General features: G+C 64.0%; 17 protein-coding genes and 1 pseudogene. 7 read left to right on the forward strand and 11 right to left on the reverse strand.

The annotated features are described in order from the left end of the window. Nucleotides 1-31: 31 nt before the first annotated feature. From GT748_RS11400 to GT748_RS11435, 8 genes are all read right to left on the reverse strand, one after another. Nucleotides 32-1,471, reverse strand: a complete 1,440-nt coding sequence (locus tag GT748_RS11400; protein ID WP_021658913.1) for a potassium/proton antiporter — start codon at nucleotides 1,469-1,471, stop codon at nucleotides 32-34. Nucleotides 1,472-1,679: 208 nt separating this feature from the next. Further along, a complete protein-coding gene (locus tag GT748_RS11405) occupies nucleotides 1,680-1,970 on the reverse strand; it encodes a DUF1905 domain-containing protein (protein WP_044992226.1) in 291 nt (96 codons plus the stop codon). Nucleotides 1,971-2,018: 48 nt separating this feature from the next. Next, on the reverse strand, nucleotides 2,019-2,816 hold the full coding sequence (locus GT748_RS11410; RefSeq protein WP_021658916.1) for an ABC transporter permease subunit: 798 nt from the start codon (nucleotides 2,814-2,816) through the stop codon (nucleotides 2,019-2,021). After that, nucleotides 2,816-3,700, reverse strand: a complete 885-nt coding sequence (locus GT748_RS11415; protein WP_021658917.1) for an ABC transporter ATP-binding protein — start codon at nucleotides 3,698-3,700, stop codon at nucleotides 2,816-2,818. The genes GT748_RS11410 and GT748_RS11415 overlap by 1 nt, the downstream gene beginning before the upstream one ends. A 1-nt stretch (nucleotide 3,701) precedes the next feature. Next, a complete protein-coding gene (locus GT748_RS11420; protein ID WP_044992227.1) occupies nucleotides 3,702-4,340 on the reverse strand; it encodes a TetR/AcrR family transcriptional regulator in 639 nt (212 codons plus the stop codon). A 177-nt stretch (nucleotides 4,341-4,517) separates the two neighbouring features. After that, nucleotides 4,518-5,114, reverse strand: a complete 597-nt coding sequence (locus GT748_RS11425) for a manganese catalase family protein (protein WP_021658919.1) — start codon at nucleotides 5,112-5,114, stop codon at nucleotides 4,518-4,520. A 3-nt stretch (nucleotides 5,115-5,117) separates the two neighbouring features. Continuing rightward, nucleotides 5,118-5,369, reverse strand: coding sequence for a spore coat protein CotJB (locus tag GT748_RS11430; protein WP_021658920.1), 252 nt, complete (start codon nucleotides 5,367-5,369; stop codon nucleotides 5,118-5,120). After that, the gene (locus tag GT748_RS11435; protein ID WP_021658921.1) at nucleotides 5,362-5,592 is read right to left on the reverse strand and encodes a spore coat associated protein CotJA; all 231 of its coding nucleotides are present in this window, start codon (nucleotides 5,590-5,592) and stop codon (nucleotides 5,362-5,364) included. The genes GT748_RS11430 and GT748_RS11435 overlap by 8 nt, the downstream gene beginning before the upstream one ends. Nucleotides 5,593-5,826: 234 nt before the next feature. Here GT748_RS11435 and GT748_RS11440 point away from each other — a divergent pair, with 234 nt between their 5' ends. Both GT748_RS11440 and GT748_RS11445 read left to right on the forward strand, forming a co-directional pair. Then, on the forward strand, nucleotides 5,827-6,573 hold the full coding sequence (locus tag GT748_RS11440) for a tyrosine-protein phosphatase (protein WP_044992229.1): 747 nt from the start codon (nucleotides 5,827-5,829) through the stop codon (nucleotides 6,571-6,573). Between the two features lie 51 nt (nucleotides 6,574-6,624). Continuing rightward, on the forward strand, nucleotides 6,625-7,110 hold the full coding sequence (locus tag GT748_RS11445) for a YbaK/EbsC family protein (RefSeq protein WP_021658923.1): 486 nt from the start codon (nucleotides 6,625-6,627) through the stop codon (nucleotides 7,108-7,110). A 70-nt stretch (nucleotides 7,111-7,180) separates the two neighbouring features. On the opposite strand, the gene GT748_RS11450 is transcribed toward GT748_RS11445, so the two are convergent. Further along, nucleotides 7,181-7,804: a DUF47 domain-containing protein gene (locus GT748_RS11450; protein ID WP_021658924.1), complete on the reverse strand. Its 624-nt coding sequence runs from the start codon at nucleotides 7,802-7,804 to the stop codon at nucleotides 7,181-7,183. Between the two features lie 38 nt (nucleotides 7,805-7,842). Next, entirely contained in the window at nucleotides 7,843-8,895 is a 1,053-nt protein-coding gene (locus tag GT748_RS11455; RefSeq protein WP_021658925.1) for an inorganic phosphate transporter, read from the reverse strand. A gap of 364 nt (nucleotides 8,896-9,259) precedes the next feature. Between GT748_RS11455 and GT748_RS11460 the strand changes: the two genes are divergently transcribed. After that, nucleotides 9,260-9,898 (forward strand): hypothetical protein, encoded by a 639-nt coding sequence (locus GT748_RS11460; protein WP_143161556.1) that lies wholly within the window; start codon nucleotides 9,260-9,262, stop codon nucleotides 9,896-9,898. A gap of 64 nt (nucleotides 9,899-9,962) precedes the next feature. On the opposite strand, the gene pyk is transcribed toward GT748_RS11460, so the two are convergent. Further along, nucleotides 9,963-11,732, reverse strand: coding sequence for a pyruvate kinase (gene pyk / locus GT748_RS11465; RefSeq protein ID WP_021658928.1), 1,770 nt, complete (start codon nucleotides 11,730-11,732; stop codon nucleotides 9,963-9,965). Nucleotides 11,733-12,044: 312 nt separating this feature from the next. Here pyk and GT748_RS11470 point away from each other — a divergent pair, with 312 nt between their 5' ends. The 4 genes and pseudogenes from GT748_RS11470 to GT748_RS11485 form a co-directional block, all read left to right on the forward strand. Beyond that, nucleotides 12,045-12,809, forward strand: coding sequence for a YczE/YyaS/YitT family protein (locus tag GT748_RS11470; protein ID WP_021658930.1), 765 nt, complete (start codon nucleotides 12,045-12,047; stop codon nucleotides 12,807-12,809). Between the two features lie 333 nt (nucleotides 12,810-13,142). Continuing rightward, a complete protein-coding gene (locus tag GT748_RS11475) occupies nucleotides 13,143-13,730 on the forward strand; it encodes a TetR/AcrR family transcriptional regulator (RefSeq protein ID WP_161213506.1) in 588 nt (195 codons plus the stop codon). 199 nt (nucleotides 13,731-13,929) lie between these two features. Further along, nucleotides 13,930-14,601 (forward strand): hypothetical protein, encoded by a 672-nt coding sequence (locus tag GT748_RS11480; protein ID WP_021658932.1) that lies wholly within the window; start codon nucleotides 13,930-13,932, stop codon nucleotides 14,599-14,601. A gap of 1,485 nt (nucleotides 14,602-16,086) precedes the next feature. Next, nucleotides 16,087-16,524: pseudogene (locus GT748_RS11485) on the forward strand (phosphopentomutase); the annotation flags it as partial.

Raw genomic sequence — 16,524 nt, forward strand, 5'->3', positions numbered from 1 at the left:
GCGCCGCTCCCCTTTTGCAGCCGGCGAAACATCAGCCCTGTATCTCCGGCGAGAGGAGGGCGGAGAGGCTCTCCTCCTCCCCGCAGAGGGTGAGGGTGTCCCCCTCTTTGACCAGGGTGCCGCCGCTGGGGACCACCGTCTCCCCGGCGCGGAGGATCTCCACGATCAGCACCCCTTCGGGGAGGGGGAGATCGGCCACAAAGCGGGGCGCGCCCTGTAACAGTGCCCCCGCCGGGAGCTGCACCAAGCGGGCGGCGCCGGTCTCCTGGTAGTCGGTAAAGGTCTCCAGCACCGTGCCGTCGGGGTCCACCAGATCCAGCTTTTTGGCGGCCCAGGGGATCAGCGCCCCCTGCACCGTCACCGAGGAGAGGGCCACCACGAAGATGATGTGAAAGATGTCCCGCTCCAGCCCCGGGGCCCCGGCCGCCACCACCAGGGAGAAGACGATGGCCGCCGCCCCCCGCAGCCCGGCGACGCAGAGGAGGAGCTTCTGCCGCCAGGGCATGCGAAAGGGGGCCAGCAGCAGAAAGACCGCCGCCGGCCGGGCGACGAGGGCCAGAAAGAGAGAGATGGCCAGCCCGGCGGGGAGGACCCGCGGCAGTCCGCTGGGGAAGGAGAGCAGCCCCAAGGTGAAGAAGATGGCGATTTGCAGCAGGGAGGTCGTCCCGTCGAAGAAGTGGACCAGGGGCCGCTTGTGGGGGATGGGGGCGTTGCCCAGCAGGATGCCGGAAATGTAGACGGCCAGGTAGCCGTTGCCCCCCAGAAGGCCGGTGAGGGCGTAGATGAGCAGGGCCAGCGCCAGGGTGAAGATGGGCTGCCAGCCCTCGCTCTCAAAGCGCAGCCGCTTCATGAGAAAGACCGCCGCCGCCCCCAGGGCGAACCCGCAGAGGACCCCGCCCCCCACCTGTGCCAAGAAGAGCCCGGCGAGGGACCCCTCGCCCCCCTTGAGGGAGAGGATGGCCACCGTGAGGATGTAGGCGAAGGGGTCGTTGCTGCCGCTCTCCACCTCCAACAGGGGGGCCAGCCCCCCCTTGAGATTCAACTTGTGGGAGCGCAGGACCGAAAAGACCGAGGTGGCGTCGGTGGAACCCACCACCGAGCCCATGAGCATCCCCTCCCACCAGCTCATCCCCAGGGCCAGGTGGCAGAAGAGGCCGGTGAGGGCGGAGGTGAGAAAGACCCCGGCGCTGGAGAGGAGGATGGCCCGCCCCGCCACCGGGCGGGCGGTCTTCCAGTTGGTGCCGAAGCCGCCGTAGAAGAGGATGGGCACCAGGGCGAGGGAGCAGAGCTGTTCGGCCATGGCGGCGTCGGCAAAGGGGATGCCCAGGACCCCGTCTGAGCCGAAGAGCATCCCGATGAGGGAGAAGAGGGCCAGGGCGGGGATGCCCAGCCGGTGGGACAGCTTGGTGCAGAGGGCGCAGAGGGCGATGGCCAGGGCCAGCGCCGCCAGCAAGAGGGCGTTTGTCGTCATGGCAGACCTCCTTTACAAAAGGGGTGGACGGGCGAGATACAAAGAAGGCGGGGCCCCCGGAAGGGGCCTCGTCTTGTTCTTCTATCTCCAGTATACTGGGAAAAGATGGAGAAATCAACTAAATAGAGCTGGTTATTTTCTGGAAAAAGAGGGACAAAAGAGGGCCACGCAGGCGGCTTCTGCCCTCTGCGCGGCCCCCGGTGGGCGGCTATTTGGCTGGGCGCTCGGGGGGGATGCGCTCCCACAGGGCGACCGTCACCCGGTCCCCCGGCTGTTTGCCGATGGCGGCGCGAATGTCCTTTCGCAGCCCCAAAATGTGCCCGGGCGTGCCCATGCGCACCAGACTCCCCTGGTAGGGGTAGCCGTCAAAGGTGGCGTGCACCGGCACCCGCAGCCTGCCGAAGGCCGCCTTTACGTCAAAGGGGATCTCCACATAGGCGCCGTCGAGCCCCTCCACCTTTTGGATGACCGCCTCAAAGCGGTAGACGGGTGGTTTCATCGCTCTCGCCTCCTCCCCCAAAGGGTGCCCCGGAGCGGGCGCACCCAATCAGAGGGGCAGGTCCCGCCGGGAGAAGACCCAGACGCCCAGCCCGTAGAGGAGGGCGCCCAGCGCCGCCAGTACCGGCAGCCCCCAGAGGGCCGAGGATTCGCCGGCGATGAGGCCGGCGGGGTCAAAGAGGGTGAAGAGGTTGGCGTACTTGAGATTTTCCAGCTTGCCGCCCATGTTGGAGAGCATCTGCATCAGCAAAAAGAGGACCGGGACGCCCGCCCCCAGGAGGGAGGCGGTCCGCCCCTCGTTGCAGAGGCAGGAGGCAAAAAAGCAGATGCCGCTGATGGCGAAGTGGAGGAGGAAGAGCCCGGCGTTGAGGAGGAGAAAGGCGCTCACGTCCAGCTCGCCGGGGAAGAAGAGGTGGGCGCAGAGGACGCCCAGGCCGGTGCAGTAGCCGATGAGCAGGGCGGTGCCGGTGAGGAGGACCGAGGCCTGGGTCAGGGCCACCTGGGTGCGGGAGGAGGGGGCGGCCAGCAGGTAGGCCATGGAGCCCCGCTCCACCTGGCGGGCCACCAGCCGGTTGGCGGTGATGGCCTCGTACACCAGGGGAAAGGCGAGCAGCAGCATGCCGTAGAGGTAGGTGGAGAGGAAGCTGACCAGGGTGGTGCCGGGGTTCTGCATCCCCACCATGGCCATCAACTGGGGCATGGAGTCGGAGAGCTGTTGGAGGATGTTCCCCATCTCGGGGTCGAACATGGTGGTGATCATGGAGATGTAGAGGGAGAGCACCGCGGCGAAGATGACCAGCAGCTTCCAACTGGAGCGGTGCCCCTCCCGAAACAGTGACAGGCGCATTACTTTCCCTCCCCGTAGTAGTGGAGGAAGAGCTCCTCCAGCGTCAGGCGGACCTCTTCCAGCCCGGTCACCGGGTGGCGGGCCAGGGCGGCGGTAAAGGGCCCGAAGGGACCGGCCACCTCCACCGTCACCCGCCGCCCCTCGGCGCCCTTGACCCCGGGCGCGTCGGCGGCAAAGGCGGCGGCCTCCCCCTCGCTTTCAAAGGAGACCACGTAGGTGCAGCGGCGGTCGGCCTTGAGCCGGTCGACCCCCTCCACTGCGGCCAGCTTTCCCTGGCGGAGGATGCCCACCCGGTCGCAGGTGCGCTCCACCTCTTCAAACATGTGGGAGGAGAGGAGGATGGTCTTGCCCCGGGCCTTCTCCTCCAGCACCAGTTCGATGAAGCGGTTTTGCATCAGCGGGTCGAGGCCGCTGGTGGGCTCGTCGAGCACCAACACCGCCGGGTCGTGCATGAAGGCGCAGACGATGCCGACTTTCTGCTTCATCCCCTTGGACATCCGGCGGATGCGCCCCCGGGGGTCGAGCTCGAAGCGCGCCATCAGCGCCTCGGCGCGGGAGAAGTCGGACACCCCCCGGTAGCGGGCGAGGAAGCGGAGAAATTCCAGTCCGGTCATCTCGTCGGGGAGGGCGATCTCCCCGGGGATGTAGCCCAGGTCCTTTTGGATCTTGGGGGACTGGGTGAGACAGTCCAGTCCGCCGATGCGGCAGGAGCCGGACTGGGGCCGGCTAAAGCCCATCAGGTGGCGGATGGTGGTGGTCTTCCCGGCGCCGTTGGGCCCCAAAAAGCCAAAGGCCTCGCCCTGTGCCACCGAGAAGGTGAGGTCGAAGACCCCCCGCCCCCGGCCGTAGTCCTTGGTCAGCCTGTCGATTTCAATGGTGTTCATCTCACTGCTCCTTCTGCCGCAGCTCCAGCCACTCGGGCTTGTAGAAGTGGCGGCGCATCAAATCCAGGGCCCGCAGGTACTCTCGGCTCAGCTCCTCCAAATCGCCCGTACGAAGCTCGCCGTGCAGCTTGGAAAAGCCCTCCGCGCTCCAGAGCACCAGGTCCAAAACCAGCTTGGGGTCCACATCGTCGCAGAAGCGGCTCCAGTCGGTCTGGGCGAGGATCTGCCCGGCGCTCTGGTCGATGAGGGGGTCCCACACGGTCCCCAGGGCCCGCAGGACGGTCTCGTCCTTCTCCACCCGGGACTGAAAGAAGAAGGCGAAGAGGGCCGGATGCTCCCCCATCAGGGCCAGCTTTTCCAGCGCCGCCCTCTCCAGCAACTTAAAAAAGTCGCGCTCCTGGGTGATGGCGGGAGCGCGCAGCCGCTCGCTCACCAGGTCCAGGGCGTACCGGTAGAGGTAGAGATAGAGCCCCAGTTTGTTTTCAAAATAGTGAAAGAGGAGCCCCTTGGAGATGCCCGCCCGGGCGGCGATGTCGTCGGTGACGCAGTGGCGGTAGTCGCCCTGGGAAAAGACCTCCATGGCGGCGTTGACGATCTGCATCTGCCGGCTTTTTGGCAGGGCAAAAAATCTGGGATGCAAGCGGCGTCCCCCTTTCTCGCGCGGCGTCGGTCGGCCGGCTTGGCTCCCATTATAGCACGTTGACCGGATGGGACAACCCCCCTGTCAAATTTGAAACAGGGGGGACTTTTGACAAAAAAGCCCGCGCCGGGCGGAGGGCCGCGGCGCGGGCGAGAGAGAGGGGAGGAGGCCGAAAGGCTATTTGTCGAACTCGGGGTTCATGGCGTAGAAGTTGCGGCAGTCCAGGTTGTCCTGCACCACCCGCAGCGCGTCGCCAAAGCGCTGGAAGTGGACCACCTCGCGCTCCCGCAGGAATTTCAGCGGGGCGATGACGTCGGGGTCGTCCACCAGGCGCAGCAGGTTGTCGTAGGTGGTGCGGGCCTTCTGCTCGGCGGCCAGGTCCTCGAAGAGGTCGGTGAGGGCGTCGCCCTTGGACTGCAGCACCGCCGTGGTGAAGGGGAACCCGGCGGCCGCCTGGGGGTAGACGCCGGTGGTGTGGTCCACAAAGTAGGCGTCAAAGCCCGCCTCCTTGATCTCCTCCATGGAGAGGCAGCGGGTCAGCTGGTGGACGATGGAGCCGATCATCTCGGCGTGGGCCAGCTCCTCTGTCCCCACGTCGGTGAGGATGCCCTTGCACTCTTTGTAGGGCATGGAGTAGCGCTGGTTGAGGTAGCGCATGCTGGCGGCCAGTTCGCCGTCAGGGCCGCCCAACTGGGTGATGATGACCTTGGCCATCGCCGGGTTGGGCGTTTTGATCTGCACAGGGAATTGCAGTTTTTTCTCATAAGTCCACATCGGTCAGTCCTCCAAATCCCAGGGCCACGGGTCATCGATCCAGCGCCAGCTGGAAAACTGGTTGCCGGCAGTGGTGAGCGGGCCGAATGCTTGCTCGTAGGCGTCTACCGCCTTTTTGCGCAGGGCCTGCTGGTCGCCGTAGAGGCGCAGCGCGGCGCTGTCGCGGGGGTGGGTGTCCAGGTAGAGGGCGCATTCCTGGATGGCGAAGTCGCTCTCCCGAATGACCTTCATCAGCTTTTCTTTTTCTCTATTCATCGCGATGGCACCCCTTTCCGGAAAACGGCTTGTCGAGGGCGCCAAAGAGGGTGCCGCGGCAGAGCGCAGTGGAGGGGGTGTACAGCTTGGAGAAGGATTGGTCGGGAACATAGCCCATCGCGGGCTGCTGGGGGCATCTGCCGCCGGTTTCGCCGGTGCAGCCCCCGCCGCAGTCGCCGCCGCAAGAGCCGCAGCCCTTGGCGTGGAGATTGTTTTGGTACATTGCAGTTGTCTCCTTGTCTGTTGAGAGTAGAGGGCGGCTCTCCGCCGTCCCGTTTTACACTATGGCGTTTGCCCGGCCGCCGTTCCGCCCCGCCCTGCCCCCGCCAAAATGCGGCCGCCCTTTTTTCGGGGAATGGCTGCGAAAGGCGAGAAAATGGTGTATAATGAAAAGCCATGGCGGGCAAAAATGCACGCCGTGGTTTTGAACAGATACAAAAGAGGGGAGAAGTGTAAAATGACTCTCATTTCGGCCAATGCCCCCCTGCCGCTGCAGGGGACCTACAACACCCGCGATCTGGGCGGCTACCCGGCGGGCCCGGGCGCTGTTTGCGCCGGGCGCTTTCTGCGCAGTGACCAGCCCGCCGGGCTGGGGGAGGGGGACTTAGAGGCGCTGTACCGGTACGGGGTGCGCCTCTCCATCGACCTGCGCTCGGGGGAGGAGTGCCGGCGCGCCCCCAGCAGTCTGCGGGGGTACCAGGACATCCGCTGTGAGGAGGTACCGCTGCTGGACAACCTCCAATCCAGCCTGGCGGCGGGGGAGACCGCCGGGCTGCCCGACTCCATGGGGGCGCTCTACGTCTCGCTGCTGCGGGAGAGCCAGCCCTCCCTCGCTCGGGCCCTCTCGCTGATGGCCGGCTGCCGCGAGGGCTGCGTCCTCTACCACTGCACCGCCGGGAAGGACCGCACCGGCGTCCTCTCCATGCTCCTGCTCTCCCTGGCGGGGGTGGAGGAGGCGGTCATCGTCGCCGATTACGCCGCCAGCGAGGCCAACATGGCCCCCTTCTTTGCAAAGCAGCGGGCCGCGCTGGAGAAGTTGGCCCCCGGCGGCATTCCGGAGGGGGCCTTCTCCTCCGCCCCGGAAAACATGGAGATGGCCCTGGCCGAACTCCGCCGCCAGGGGGGAGCCGAGGAGTACCTGCGGACCATCGGCCTGACCGGCGGCGAGATCGGCGCCCTGCGGGCGCGGCTGCTGGCAGAGTAGGGGCGGCCCGGCCGCCCGAGAAGAGAAGAAGAGAAGAGGAGTTGTTGCAAGATGGCTATTGAAGCAGTGCGGGCCTACCTGAGCGCCCTGGGGCGGGAGGGGGAGATCTTGGAGTTCCCGGTTTCCAGCGCCACGGTGGAGCTGGCGGCCAAGGCGGTGGGCACCATTCCGGCGCGGATCGCCAAGACCCTGTCCTTTGTCTGGGGGGAGAGCGCCCTCCTCATCGTCGCGGCAGGGGACGCCAAGGTGGACAACCGCCGCTTTAAGGACACCTTTGGCTGCAAGGCCAAGATGCTCGCCCCCGACGCGGTGGAGGAGCTGACCGGCCACGCGGTGGGCGGGGTCTGTCCCTTTGCCCTGGCGCGGGAGGACATCCTGGTCTGCCTGGACGAGTCCCTGCGGCGCTTCGAGACGGTCTTTCCCGCCTGCGGCAGCAGCAATTCGGCCATCGAACTGGGGTGTGACGACCTCTTTTCGCTGGCCAAAGCGGAAAAGTGGGTGGACGTCTGCAAGGGATGGCGGCCCGAAGAGGGCTGACGGAGACGAAAAGGGAAAAAGGGCCCCGGTGCATTCAGCGCCGGGGCCCTTTTTTGGCTGTGGGGGCGGGTCAACTGTTTTTCATGACCACCGTCTCGACGATGTCCGCCACGTGTTCGCAGGCGTCGCAGCAGCTCTCCAGTTGGTCGTAGAGCGCGCTCCAGGCCAGCAGGGCGGCCGGTTCGGCCGCCTCGGTGTAGAGCGAGCGCACCGCCTGGGTGTAGAGCTGGTCGCCCTCCCCCTCCAACTCGTTGACGGCGACGATCTTTTGGTAGAGGGTGGGGGACTTGCGGAAGTGCCGGAACTCCTTCACGACCTCTTCCAGGGCCTGGCAGCAGCGGCCGACGAGTTCGCCGAAGCGCACCGCCTGGGGGAGGACGGCGGAGATGTTGTACATGTAGGCGCGCAGGGCGACCTCTTCGATGTTGTCGGTGACGTTGTCGATCTCCTGCGCCAGGGCGGTGATGTCCTCCCGCTCGATGGGGGTGATGAACTCGTGGAGGAGTTTCTCCATCATCTCGTGCTTGACCAAGTCGGCCCGGTGCTCCACCTGGTGGAGCGAGGCCAGCTGGTCCTGCAGCGCGGCGGGGTCAAAGTCGGCGAGGATGGCCTGCAGCAGCCCGGCGGCCTCGGTGCAGTGGGCCACCTGGCGGCAGAGCAGTTCAAAGTAGTCGTTTTCTCTCTTGTGGGCCATGGAAAGTCCCTCCTTTTTGGTTTCGCGCGGCGGCGCGGTCAGAAGATCCAGATAAAGAGCTTGGCCATCAGGTAGCCGATGAGGCCACAGCCGGGGAAGGTGAGCACCCAGGTGAGGAGCATCTCCTTGACGACCCCCCAGTTGACCGAGGAGAGCCGCTTGGCGGCCCCCACCCCCATGATGGCGGTGGTCTTGGTGTGGGTGGTGCTCACCGGCACCCCGGTCAGGGAGGAGAGGAGCAGGCAGCCCGCGCCGGCCAGGTCGGCGGCAAAGCCCTGGTATTTTTCCAGTTTGACCATGTCCATCCCCACGGCCTTGATGATCCGCATCCCGCCGATGGAGGTGCCCAGCGCCATCACCAGGGAGCAGAGGATCATCATCCAGAGGGGGATCTGAAAGCTCTGCGCGTCCCCCTGGCCGCCGGCCAAAAAGATGCCCAGCATGAAGATGCCCATGAACTTCTGCCCGTCCTGTGCGCCGTGCATAAAGGCCATGGCGGCCCCGCCGCCGATTTGGGCCCAGCGAAAGGGCTCCAGGGTCTTTTGGCGGTCGGCGCGGCGAAAGAGGAACTCGATGGCCTTGGTGCACAGCCACCCCAGGGCAAAGCCCAGCAGGGTGGAGAGGACCAGCCCGTAGAGGACTTTGACCCACTCGCCGCCGTTGATCCCCGACAGCCCCCCGTGCAGGGCGATGGCCGCCCCCGAGAGCCCGGCGATGAGGGCGTGGCTCTCGCTGGTGGGGATGCCGAAGGCCCAGGCCGCCGTCGCCCAGGTGACGATGGCAAAGAGGGCGGCGCAGAGGGCGATGAGGGCCTGGTGGGGGTCGCCGCCGAAATCCACCATCTTGTAGATGGTCTGGGCCACGGTGGCGTTGAGGGCGGTCATCACCAGCACCCCCAAAAAGTTGAAGGCGGCCGCCATCCAGATGGCGTGGCGGGGTTTGATGGAGCGGGTGGAGACGCAGGTGGCGATGGCGTTGGGGGCGTCGGTCCAGCCGTTGACCAGAATGACCCCCAGGGTGAGCAGGACGGTGATGAGCAGAGGCGGACTGGTGACGAGCTGCTGTAAAAAGGCGGAGAGGGAGACGGTCATAAAAGGGGCCTCCTTTGGCGGATCATCGAAATCGGTTTTCTCTTTTTTGGGGGAAAACCGGCCGTTGAGATGGCACCATCAGTATAGCATCGGCCCACAGGGGCGGCAATCGGAATGTAAAAAACAGGAGATGTTTGTGTAAAATCGACAAGGGGGTGTGCACAGGGTCGGGTTTTCTTTGACAACATCCATCAGCTTTGAGGATGGGACGATAACGGGGACTTTACACAGACCTTACAAAAGGGTAAAAAATGGTGTCAAAAGGGTTAAAATCGGCCCGCCGTCCGGGACAGGAAAGGGGGGATCCGGTATACTAAAATTGGAAAGGATGACGGACCCGACGACTTTGCAAGGAGGGACGACAATGAGACATTTGAGAGCGATGGGCGGGGTGCTGTTGGCGGCCGCCCTTCTCCTGGCGGGGTGCGAGCCGCCCCCTTCCGGCACGCCGGAGGAAGAGGCCCTGCGCGCCGAGAGGTTCCCCGAGAAAGTCAGCGCCGAGTGGGTGGAGGCCACCTACTTGGAGCCCTATGGCCGGATGCTCTGCGGCCTGCAGGGGGACTGGACCTCGCCCGAGCAGTTGAAGGCGGACGAGGTGCTCGCCTGGAGCTTTTACTACCCCCAGTACCCCGACGCCGGCCGGGAGCCGGAAGGGGAGAAGTACGGCGAGGGGATATACAGCCAGGAGCCCTACGGCTACCTCTTTTCCCAGGAGGAGGTGGAGGCCTATACCGCCCAGCGCTTTGGGATGACGGCAGAGCAGACGAGGGCGGCGTTTTCCTACCTGCCGGCAAGAGGGGCCTATGCCATCCTCCCCTACGACAAGACCGAGCAGTATGTGACCGCCCTGGACCGCTTCGACATCCGGGGGGACACCATCGACATCGAGTTCTTCATTTTTAAGAGCCAGGACGGCACGCCCCAGGGCAAAAAGAGGTTGACGGCCCGGGTCGCGGAGGACGGCGGCTTTCGGTATCTCTCCTGCGTGGAAATCGACGGCTAGACAAAGAGAGAGCGGGCTGTCTTATGGCAAGACAGCCCGCTCTCTTTTATTGGCGGATAGCCGGTCACTCCTCCCGGTTGAGGGAGCTCTCCAGGGTGCTGGAGGAGACGATGCCCTTGGTGGCGTCCAGCTTGACGGTGGTGCCGCTCTTGAGGGTCTCGGTGCAGCCCGCGGCGTCGATGAGGACGGGGATGTCCAGCGCCGAGCCGACGATGCCGGTGTAGCAGTCGTCGAACTTCTCCTCGGTGATGATGCCGGAGGCCATCTTCAGCAGGTGGAGGATCTTGGGGGAGGTCTCGGGGATGACCAGGATGTCGTCCTGCTTGAACTTCTGCAGGGCCTCGTCCTCGTCCTTGCAGACGCAGAGGTTGCCCACCACCTTGCCGTCGCTGATGCCCTTGCCGGAAATCAGCACGTCGCCCACGATGTGCACCTTGAGCAGGTTGGTGGTGCCCGACTGGCGCAGCGGGGTGCCGGCGGTGATGACCACCAGGTCGCCGTCGCGCACCAGCCCGGCGCCCTTGGAGGCCTCCACCGCCAGCTCAAAGAGGTCGTCTAGGTCGTCGCACTCGGGCAGCAGCAGGGGGGTGACCCCCCAGGAGAGGTTCATCTGCCGGCAGACGGTGCCGGTGACCGAGCAGCCGATCACCGGGATGGAGGAGCGGTACTTGCTGACCATCCGGGCGGTGGTGCCGGAGTTGGTGACCACGATGATGGCCTTGGCCTCCAGGTCGTAGGCCGAAGTGCAGGCCGCGTGGGAGATGGCGTCGGTGATGTTGAGCTTGTCGGAGATGGCCCGGGCGCGGAAGCGGTTGTCGTAGCGGATGTCCTCCTCCGCCCGGCAGGCGATGCGGGCCATGGTCTTGACCGCCTCCACCGGGTAGTTGCCGGCGGCGGTCTCCCCCGAGAGCATGATGGCGCTGGTGCCGTCGTAGATGGCGTTGGCCACGTCGGTGGCCTCGGCGCGGGTGGGGCGGGGGTTTTGCATCATCGAGTCGAGCATCTGGGTGGCGGTGATGACCTGCTTGCCCGCGTTGTAGCACTTTTTGATGAGCATCTTTTGGATGACCGGGATCTCCTCCAGGGGGATCTCGACCCCCATGTCGCCCCGGGCCACCATGATGCCGTCGGACACCCGCAGGATGTCGTCGATGTTGGCGACCCCCTCGGCGTTTTCGATTTTGGAGATGATCTTGATGCTCTTGCAGCGGTGTTTATCCAGCAGCTTGCGGATCTGCAGCACGTCGTCGGCCGAGCGGACAAAGGAGGCGGCGATGAAGTCGAACCCGGCGCGGATGCCGAACTCGATGTCGTCGGCGTCCTGTTCGGACATATAGGGCATGCGCAGGCTGACGCCGGGGAGGTTGATGCCCTTGTGGTCGCCCACCGGGCCGTCGTTCTGCACGGCGCAGGCGATGTCGGTGGCGTCGGTGGAGAGGACCCGCAGCTCCACCTTGCCGTCGTCGATGAGGACGGTGTCGCCCGGCTTCAAATCCCCCGGCAGCCCCTGGTAGGTGACCGAGACGATGTTCTCGTCCCCCTCCACCTCTCGGGTGGTGAGGACGAAGTTCTGCCCCTTTTTCAGCTCGACCGGCCCGGACTTGAAGCACTTGGTGCGCACCTCGGGGCCGCGGGTGTCCAGCATGGTGGCGATGGGCAGGTTGAGCAGCTCCCGCAGGGCCACCAGCTTTTCGAGCCGCTTGGCGTGCTCCTCGTGGCTGCCGTGGGAGAAGTTGACCCGGGCCACGTCCATTCCGGCCTTGATCATATTTTCCAATACGCCCTCCCGGTCGGTGGCCGGGCCCAGGGTGCAGATGATTTTTGTCTTTCTCAAAGTGCATCGCTCCTATCTCTCTGGTGATGGTGACAATCTGCTTGTTATTATAGTACCCCGCAAACAAAAAGGAAAGCGCTTTCTTTTTGTTTTTGGCGGCAGAGGGCGGGGAAGATGAGAAAACGATTTGACAAAAGAGCGTTTTTTGCAAGGGGGAAGGGGGGCCGTTTTCCCCCGCGGGGGACGGGAGAAAAAAGTGCGGTACAAAGACCGTTTGCCGGGCATTTTTTGTTGACTTGTGAAACCTTCACTGCTATTATGAGGAATAACGGCCTGTGATGAGAACTGGGATTTTTGGAGGGGTAAAACAAGATGTGGCTCAAACAGCTTTACAATGACAAACTGGGGAATATGACCGTCAAACAGGTGCTGGTCAAGACGATTTTGATGTTTATCGCGGCGGCGGTCTCGGCCTTCGGCGTGGGGCTGTTTATCTGCAGCGGCCTGGGCAGCGACCCCATCTCCGTCTGGCTGGACGGGCTGGACCACACCTTCCACTTCGGCATCGGCATGGCCTCGACCATCAACAACAACGTGACCCTGGTGGTGGCCATCCTCTTTGCCTTCAAGTACATCAACGTGGGGACGGTCATCAACTCCGTCTTCTTCTCGGTTGCCCTGGGCCTTTACGAGCCCTTTATGCGCAGCTTTATCGCCGCGCACAACAACCTCTGGGTGCGCAGCGCCTACATCGCCCTGGGTCTTGTCTTCATGATCTTAGGGCTGGCGCTGGTGGTCTCCCTCCGCTTTGGGTTCGGCAACACCGACTCCATCCTCTTTCGCATCATGGACAAACACCCGACCTTTCAGTACCGCTTTATGAAGATCGCCCTGGACGGCTGCTACATCATCGCCGGGTTCCTGATGGGCGGGGTGGTCAGCGTGGGCACCATCATCGCCTTTGTCCTCACCGGCCCTGGGATCAGCGCCTGTGTGCCGGTCATCGACAAGCTCATCCTCACCCCGCTGGGGGTCGGCGACCACCACAACCGCGAGATGAACAAGTGCTCCAAAGAGGCCGAGGTCATCGAGGTGCCGGTGGAAGAGACGGCGGAAGTTTTGAAAAGCGAAGACTAGAGGCGATCCCTCCCGGGCGGACCGGGAGGGATTTTTTGTCGCCGTGTGGCGGGTGACCGTTTCGCGGCGGACCCCGATGGGGAGGGGTGCGGATTTGAAAAGCGGAGCGGAGCAAAGGGGCGGGGCGCCCCTCCGGCCGTTTCGCGGCGGGGGGAGGGCCCTCTCCCGGCAGCCGTGGCCCCCCATTCGCCGCCTGCTGCCGGCGCAGCGGATGGAGGGAGCTGTCGCGCGGCCGCGCGACGCTGCGTTTGGAGGCAGCGCCAGTCAAAGCGGGGAGGGGACGCCGAAAAAAGAAGGGGGCGGCCCTTGACAAAGGGGGAACGGTCCTCTATAATGAACATTGTTCATGTTGGAGGTGGTGCAGTGCATCCGGCGGTGACTTCTAGAGAGGCCATTTTGGCTGTCAGCAGAGAATCGATCATGAAAAAGGGTTGGACGGCCCTCAACATTCGCTCGGTGGCCGCCGCCTGCGGCATATCTGTCGGTTCGGTCTACAACTACTTTGGCTCCAAGTCCGGTCTGGTGGCCGCGACCGTCGAGAGCATCTGGGGCGATATTTTCCGACTGCCGGAACAGGGGGAGGGCTTTGAGGACTTTTTGTCCTGCATCCGCTGGATCTACGGGCGGATCGGGTGGGGAAACCAGACCTATCCCGGCTTTTTCGCGCTGCACGCCATGCGTTTTTGGGGAGAGGATAAGGCCGAGGCCAAGCGGCTGATGGCCCGGACTTGGCAGCACATGCAGGAGCGCCTGAAGGCGGTTTTGGAGGGCGATAGACAGGTGCGCCCCGACGCTTTTGACGAGACCTTCACCCGCGACCAGTTCGTAGAGCTGGTTTTCTCCATGATCCTGGCGGCCCTGTTGCGGGAGAGCGACGGGCAGGCGGCCGCCCTGGAAGTGATCAGACGGGCCATTTACTGACACAAAGCTCCCCGGTACGGCGGGGCTTTTTTGAGGGTCAATATGAACAATGTTCATATTGAGGGCAGGCAGCATTTGAGGGGGAAGGACCCCGCCGTCGGTTTTCGCCTGGGCCGTGCTGGGGCGCGCCCTTGTTGACGCTGTTTGAGAGCGATCTGCTCTTGAAATAGAATTTTTATAGCCGAAAGGAAGAGGTATTTTGCAGGCAATCATTGAGACGATTTTTGATGTGGTGTATCTGACCCTGGTCATGACCGTGGGGATCGCCATGGCAATCAAGAGCGGGGGAGAGAAGCAGTGTCGACTGTTTGGCATCATGGCCATTGTGCTGGGGGCGGGGGACTCGTTTCACCTTGTCCCCCGCATGATTGCCCTCTGCACCACGGGGCTCGACCAATTTGCCGTGGCCCTGGGGGTTGGAAAATGGGTGACCTCCATCACCATGACCGTCTTTTACGTCCTTCTCTACTACGTCTGGCGCAACCGCTACCACATTGTGGGAAGGAGGGGAACGACGGCCGCCGTTTACCTCCTGGCCGGGGCGCGGATCGCCCTCTGCCTGTTCCCGCAAAACGGGTGGCTGAGCGCCTCGGCCCCCCTGTCCTGGGGGATCTACCGCAATCTCCCCTTTGCGGCGCTGGGTCTCCTCGTCATCGCACTGTTTTACCGCAGCGCAAAAGAGGCGGGGGACAGGGCGTTTCGCTGGATGTGGCTGACCATCGTCTTGAGCTTTGGCTTTTACATCCCGGTGGTTTTGTGGGCCGATGCCGTGCCCGCCATCGGGATGTTGATGATCCCCAAGACCTGCGCCTACGTATGGACCGTCCTCATCGGCTACCGGGCCATGAAAGAGGGACGGCAGGCCGACTGACAGGGGGTGTCCCCGCTGCGCGCCCGCCTTTTTGAAAGGCCCCCTTCGCTTGGGCCGGCGCGCGGAGGGGAGCGGCGGAGAGGGGATGGAAGGGACGAAACCCGCTGTTCTTCACAACGTGGCCCTGCTGCAGCCACTGCTCCCCTTCTTTGGACCCCGGGCGCGATGGCCGGGAGGGGAGCCGCTGCGGGCTTCCGGGGCACTGGAATTTCTGCAGCGCCCCGCACACCAGGTGCATACCTGGGTGGGCGGCGGCCCCCGGTACAAGACCCCCTTTGGCGGTCCCTAGTGGGGCCGCCTTTTCCTGTTCGCCGCTGGACGGGGTGGCCAATAAAATGAGGTCTATCCCCTGGCCGGGGAGGACTGCCGAGGCAATCGTCATGCCCGGTGGAAAGGGGGAGGGCGATTGGCAAGGGAGGGGGGAGCCTGCGGTAGCTGCTCTTTTTAAGGGCTCTGCATTGAGGTGGGCACTGGGGGCCCCATTCACGGGCTGTGGGGCGCCGGCAATCCGGTTGTTCCCTGCGCACCGGTGCACATTGGGCCGGGAGGCATTCCTCCCCTTTTTTGGCGGCCTTGGTGGGCCGTTTTTTTCTGTTTATCACAGGATGGGGGAGTGCAAAAACGCGGTTTGTTCTCTGGCGGGGAGGTGTGTTGCATGTGCGCGCTTCAGCGGGGGAAGGGGAAACCATCGCCTTTCGGCGTGGAGAGGGGACGTCTGCCGCGCAGGGAGGGGGCTGTCGCACGCGGCAGAGGAGAGGTGTATCCGTTTGCCCAACAAGGGGAAGGGGGGCCGCTGTATATGATAGGGAGAAGAGGTATCCGCCTGCCGCGTACGAAGGGAGAAAGGTATCTGCTGCGTTCGGTAGGGAGAGGGCCCACCGCACACGGCGGGGAAGGGGGGCATTGTGCACAGTAGGGGGGAAGGTATCCGCCTACCGCGCAGGGAGGGGGAGAGGCATCTGTTGCGCCCGGCAAGGAGTGTGGGCCCGCCGCATACGGCAGGGGGGAAAGGGATCTGTTGTGCACAGAAGGGAGAGGGAGCCACCGCGTGCGCACGAAAGGAGAAAGGGATCCCCGCTATACTCGGCGGAGAGAGGGGGCGCCTGTCACCCTCGGCGGAGAGAGAAGAGTGCCCGCCGCTTCCGACGGGGGGAGCGGAGGCTGAGAGGGAGGAGAGGCTGATCAGGCCCGGCAGGGTGCAGAGGATCGGGAGGCCCATCGCACTGGACGGAAGGAGGGGCGGTTGCGCCCGGCAGAGGGGGACCGCCGCGCCTGGTAAGGGGGGCGAAGGGAGCGGGGAGAAATCGCCAACAAAAAGAGAGTGATTTTGTGTATTTTGTAAAAGCGTTTTCTTAAAGGGGATGAACAAACTCGAAATTCTTTGAAGAAAGAGGGCAACTTTTGCAATATGCCTTGTTTTGGCAGCTTTGCCGTGCTAAAATGAAACCATCATCCAAATCTTTTGGCAAAGGAGAAATAAGCGATATGGCAAAAAGAGCATTTTTGATCGTGCTGGACAGCTTCGGCATCGGCGAGGAGCCGGATGCTGACAAATTCGGCGATGTCGGCGCCAACACCCTTGGCTCCATCTCCAAGTCCCCCAACTTCAACACCCCCAACCTGAAAAAATTGGGGATGTTCAATATCGAGGGTGTCACCTGCGGCGAGAAGGAGGCCGCCCCTGTGGGTAGCTTTGCCCGCCTGCGCGAGCGCTCCAACGGCAAGGACACCACCATCGGTCACTGGGAGATCGCCGGCGTGACCTCCGCCGACCCCCTGCCCACCTACCCCGACGGCTTCCCCCGCGAGGTGCTGGACCCGTTTGAGGAGCAGACCGGCCGCAAGGTCGTCTGCAACAAGCCCTACTCGGGCACCCAGGTGCTGGACGACTACGGCGAGCACCACATGAAGACCGGCGACCTG

It is taken from the genome of Bittarella massiliensis (ex Durand et al. 2017) (assembly GCF_009876955.1).
Lineage (GTDB): Bacteria > Bacillota > Clostridia > Oscillospirales > Ruminococcaceae > Bittarella > Bittarella massiliensis.

What these genes read in the sequence shown, in the direction of transcription:
- GT748_RS11470 (WP_021658930.1), top strand. Translation starts at nt 12,045, where the DNA reads ATGTGGCTCAAACAGCTTTACAATGACAAACTGGGGAATATGACCGTC.
- GT748_RS11410 (WP_021658916.1), bottom strand. Translation starts at nt 2,816, where the DNA reads ATGCGCCTGTCACTGTTTCGGGAGGGGCACCGCTCCAGTTGGAAGCTG.
- GT748_RS11450 (WP_021658924.1), bottom strand. Translation starts at nt 7,804, where the DNA reads ATGGCCCACAAGAGAGAAAACGACTACTTTGAACTGCTCTGCCGCCAG.
- GT748_RS11440 (WP_044992229.1), top strand. Translation starts at nt 5,827, where the DNA reads ATGACTCTCATTTCGGCCAATGCCCCCCTGCCGCTGCAGGGGACCTAC.
- GT748_RS11455 (WP_021658925.1), bottom strand. Translation starts at nt 8,895, where the DNA reads ATGACCGTCTCCCTCTCCGCCTTTTTACAGCAGCTCGTCACCAGTCCG.
- GT748_RS11430 (WP_021658920.1), bottom strand. Translation starts at nt 5,369, where the DNA reads ATGAATAGAGAAAAAGAAAAGCTGATGAAGGTCATTCGGGAGAGCGAC.
- GT748_RS11425 (WP_021658919.1), bottom strand. Translation starts at nt 5,114, where the DNA reads ATGTGGACTTATGAGAAAAAACTGCAATTCCCTGTGCAGATCAAAACG.
- GT748_RS11405 (WP_044992226.1), bottom strand. Translation starts at nt 1,970, where the DNA reads ATGAAACCACCCGTCTACCGCTTTGAGGCGGTCATCCAAAAGGTGGAG.
- GT748_RS11460 (WP_143161556.1), top strand. Translation starts at nt 9,260, where the DNA reads ATGAGACATTTGAGAGCGATGGGCGGGGTGCTGTTGGCGGCCGCCCTT.
- GT748_RS11445 (WP_021658923.1), top strand. Translation starts at nt 6,625, where the DNA reads ATGGCTATTGAAGCAGTGCGGGCCTACCTGAGCGCCCTGGGGCGGGAG.
- GT748_RS11475 (WP_161213506.1), top strand. Translation starts at nt 13,143, where the DNA reads ATGAACATTGTTCATGTTGGAGGTGGTGCAGTGCATCCGGCGGTGACT.
- GT748_RS11435 (WP_021658921.1), bottom strand. Translation starts at nt 5,592, where the DNA reads ATGTACCAAAACAATCTCCACGCCAAGGGCTGCGGCTCTTGCGGCGGC.
- GT748_RS11400 (WP_021658913.1), bottom strand. Translation starts at nt 1,471, where the DNA reads ATGACGACAAACGCCCTCTTGCTGGCGGCGCTGGCCCTGGCCATCGCC.
- GT748_RS11415 (WP_021658917.1), bottom strand. Translation starts at nt 3,700, where the DNA reads ATGAACACCATTGAAATCGACAGGCTGACCAAGGACTACGGCCGGGGG.